Source organism: Mycobacterium sp. (genome assembly GCF_052144515.1).
Taxonomy (GTDB): Bacteria; Actinomycetota; Actinomycetes; order Mycobacteriales; family Mycobacteriaceae; genus Mycobacterium.
The window spans coordinates 1-3,379 of the sequence record NZ_JBKQQD010000357.1 but is presented as its reverse complement, the minus strand read 5'-3'; the positions used below and the strand labels follow the sequence as shown (position 1 = coordinate 3,379).

The following is a 3,379-nucleotide window of genomic DNA, read 5'->3' as shown; positions in this document are numbered from 1 at the left end:
TATCGACCCATCGGGTGGTAATTGACGCGGATACCGACTCCTTCGCTACGGGATCTGGCACGTGTCTGGCACGCGCATCTAGCGGACGGGGTGGCCATGGCGGCATCCAGCAGCGCCGGCTGCAGCCACTCGGGTGGGAGCACCGCACCAAAGGCCAAAGCGGTGCCATCAGGGGTGCGCGCGCAGGTCCATCTGCACCCTGTAAAGCAGAAACGTGACAGTGAGACCACGGGTTGCTGCATAGCTTTCGACGTGGTCCCGCACGGACTTTTCTGGCTGACCGACGATCAGGATGAGGTGCGCGGAGCACCCCCGCTTCCTGGCATATCGGCAACGCGGCGAGCCGACAGGACGGATACTTCGTGTGTCGGCGGTAAGGAGCGGAAATTGGCTGAAGCGCAATCGCGCGTCGGTTCGGTGTTCGGGAAGTACAAACTCACCAGGCTGATCGGCAAGGGGGGCATGGGTGAGGTGTATGAAGCGTACGACACGGTGAAGGACAGGCACGTCGGATTGAAGATCCTCCCGAAAGAACTCTTGCAAGACGAGAGGTACCGGGCCCGGTTTCAGCGTGAGTCCCACGCGGCCGCGATTCTGCAAGAGCCCCATGTCATTCCGATTCATGACTGGGGCGAGATTGACGGGAATCTTTATATCGACATGCGCCTGGTCGAGGGTCAGGACCTGCATGAATTGCTCACGAAGGGACCCCTGGAGCCTGCACGGGCGGTCGCGATCATCGCGCAGGTTGCCGCGGCGTTGGACGCCGCCCATGCGCAGGGTCTGATCCATCGCGACGTCAAACCTCAGAACATCCTTGTAACCCCGGCCGATTTCGCATACCTGGCCGATTTCGGTATCGCCGAGGCACGTGATGAAACCCACCTGACAGTGGCGGGCACGCACATCGGCTCCTTCGTCTATATGGCGCCGGAACGGTTCGGCGATCAGCCCGCCACGCCCGCGGTCGACGTGTACTCGCTGGCCGCGGTGCTCTACGAGGCGCTCACGGGTGACACTCCATTCCCCGCCGACAGCATGGAGCAGCTGATCGCGGCCCATATCTCGTTGCCGCCGCCTCGGCCCAGCATGGCCAACTACCGCGTTCCGCCATCTTTCGACGATGTCATCGCGCGCGGCATGAGCAAAGAACCCGACGACCGCTACGGCAGCGCAGGTGCGCTGGCTCGTGCCGCCGCCCGCGCGCTGCACGCCGAGGGCTCGGGGCCCATCACGTCGCCGAACGCGATCACCCAGCTCGCCCCGGCCATGGTACCTCCGGCGGAATGGCCTACCGAGGGCGTCGTGGAGCCGTCATATAAACAGGGTCAGGATGCGCGTGGCCGGCCGTGGCTGCTGCCCACAGTCATCGCGGTGGCCGCGGCCCTGCTGCTGGGCGCTATCGGAGTCGTGATCGGGCTGCTGGCCCATCAGAATTCCGCACCGCCCACAGGCGGGGGACCGCAACCCGGAAACACGCTTGAAGGTCCCTCCCCATACAAGCCCCAGTCGCCGCCGGCGCCGCCACCTCCCGCGGCGCCAGCACTACCGCCATTGGCGCTCGGGCCCGACAACGGTGTGGCCCACCAGTCGTGCGATGAGGGCTTCTCGTTGACGAATGTGACTGGGTTCGGCGCTCATTCGGGACGCGGCTCACCCGAGACGTCGTGCTATTTCGCTCGGAGCGTCCTGATCTCCTATTGGAACCAATATGGCAACGCCAGTCGCGAGCCTCGCATGGTGTCCGCGCCGGGCAGCGTCGACTGCAACGGCGTGGAGGGTGCGCGATGCGACGGTTCGAACTTCGTGATGGAGTGCGCCGCTTACGGCTCGGACAACTGGATCACTTGCACGGGCGGTAACATCGCGCGAGTTTTCCTGTACTGATACGCCTTAAGACTGCTTCAGGAGTCGCAGCGTCCCGCGGGCAGTGCCGCCAGGTGGATGACAAGCCAGTTAGCCAGCTCCGTAAGCTCTTGAGCGCCTTCATCAAACGACCCGGCAGCGGGCTCGACGGCCATGGCGACAGCGGTGGCGCCGGCCGCGGTGGGTATGACGCCTATCTGGCGAACGAGGTAACGTCCAGCCGTTGACGGTCCCCAACCTCCTTTGAACTCCGCGCCCGGAATGGTGCCCAGACCCCACTGCTGGTCTTTGGCGATGTGTCCCATGAGATCGAAGATCGGCCTATTGCGGCCGTCGCATACGGCAGCGGAGATGAACTCGGCTTGGTTGACCAGCGACCAGTCTGTTTGGCCGAAGGCGGTGTACTCGGGGCGTACCTTCTTCGACTGAACGGTTGTCGGGTCACCGGTTTCCCTCAGCACAGCCTCAACCTTCGTGGCGGCAGTCGCCGCGTCTCCGAGGTTTTCCCAGATGGATTCGGCCTCCACGTTGTCAGACTCGGTGATCGCGGCGGTCATGGCGCCCGTCACCACGGAGGGGTTCTGTTCGCGCAGCGCCGCGATCACCAAGGGAACCTTGATGGTCGACCAGGCCGGACCGCTCTGCCAATCCCCAAGCACGACTGGTTCGTGCTGACCGCCGACCGCGGTGAGGACCACCCCGATTTGCGCGTGCAGCTTTGCCTGCAACTGTGCGAAATCGGCCGGCAGAAGTTTCGGGCCGGCTGACGGGTTCGGCGCAGAACCTTGCGCGGCCGTGGGCGGTGGAGTCGCTGAAAAGGTCGCGGTGCCATGCAGTGGCGGGGCTGGCGCGGGTGTCGGTACGGAGAGATGACGGCCTAAGGCGACGCCGCCGGCGACGAAGGCCCCAGCCGCAACCAGGACCCCTACGCCGGCAATTGCCCATGTTGTTCGTATGCGCGACCGCCATTGTGTGGCGGGGGCAGCGTGTCGTGGTTGCCGGAACGATCGGGTGGGCCGCCTTGCGCTCATAGCTTCAATGTTGCAACCTCACTCACGCCGAGGCCCCGTAGTGAATCGGCTGGGATGTCCGGAGACTTTCTGGGATGGGATCTCAGCCGGCGGCTGGCGTCTGATCAACCGATCGGGGTCAAGCCATCCGGCGTTGAGCGCAATAAGCAGCCTTCGAGTCCCAGGCCGGATGAAATAGGAAGGAAACTCGGGCTCCTCTAACAACGCATTGGAGCATCGTTAGGCCAGGCTGGAATACCGATTTACACCGGCGACGGCGGCGGTAATATCCGCGCATGTCGTTGGCTCCTGGCGAGGTATTCGCGGGGTACACCATCATCCGGCTGCTGGGGTCTGGAGGGATGGGCGAGGTGTATCTGGCCCAGCATCCGAGGTTGCCGCGACAGGATGCGCTCAAGATTCTGCACATCGACGTGTCCGCTGACCAGGACTACCGCCAGCGTTTCATCAGGGAGGCCGACCTGGCGGCCACGTTGTGGCAC

The 3,379-nt window shown here is 64.1% G+C and carries 2 protein-coding genes and 1 pseudogene; 2 read left to right on the top strand and 1 reads right to left on the bottom strand.

Annotated elements, in window-relative coordinates:
- Window positions 1-387 precede the first annotated feature (387 nt).
- Window positions 388-1,887 carry a serine/threonine-protein kinase gene (locus ACLP9N_RS23260; protein ID WP_442409603.1) on the top strand — a complete coding sequence of 500 codons (1,500 nt, stop codon included), beginning with the start codon at window positions 388-390 and terminating at the stop codon, window positions 1,885-1,887.
- A gap of 17 nt (window positions 1,888-1,904) precedes the next feature.
- On the opposite strand, the gene ACLP9N_RS23255 is transcribed toward ACLP9N_RS23260, so the two are convergent.
- The gene (locus tag ACLP9N_RS23255; protein WP_442409602.1) at window positions 1,905-2,594 is read right to left on the bottom strand and encodes a hypothetical protein; all 690 of its coding nucleotides are present in this window, start codon (window positions 2,592-2,594) and stop codon (window positions 1,905-1,907) included.
- A 578-nt stretch (window positions 2,595-3,172) separates the two neighbouring features.
- On the opposite strand from ACLP9N_RS23255, the pseudogene ACLP9N_RS23250 reads away from it, so the two are divergent.
- Window positions 3,173-3,379, top strand: a pseudogene (locus tag ACLP9N_RS23250) (LpqN/LpqT family lipoprotein); the annotation flags it as partial.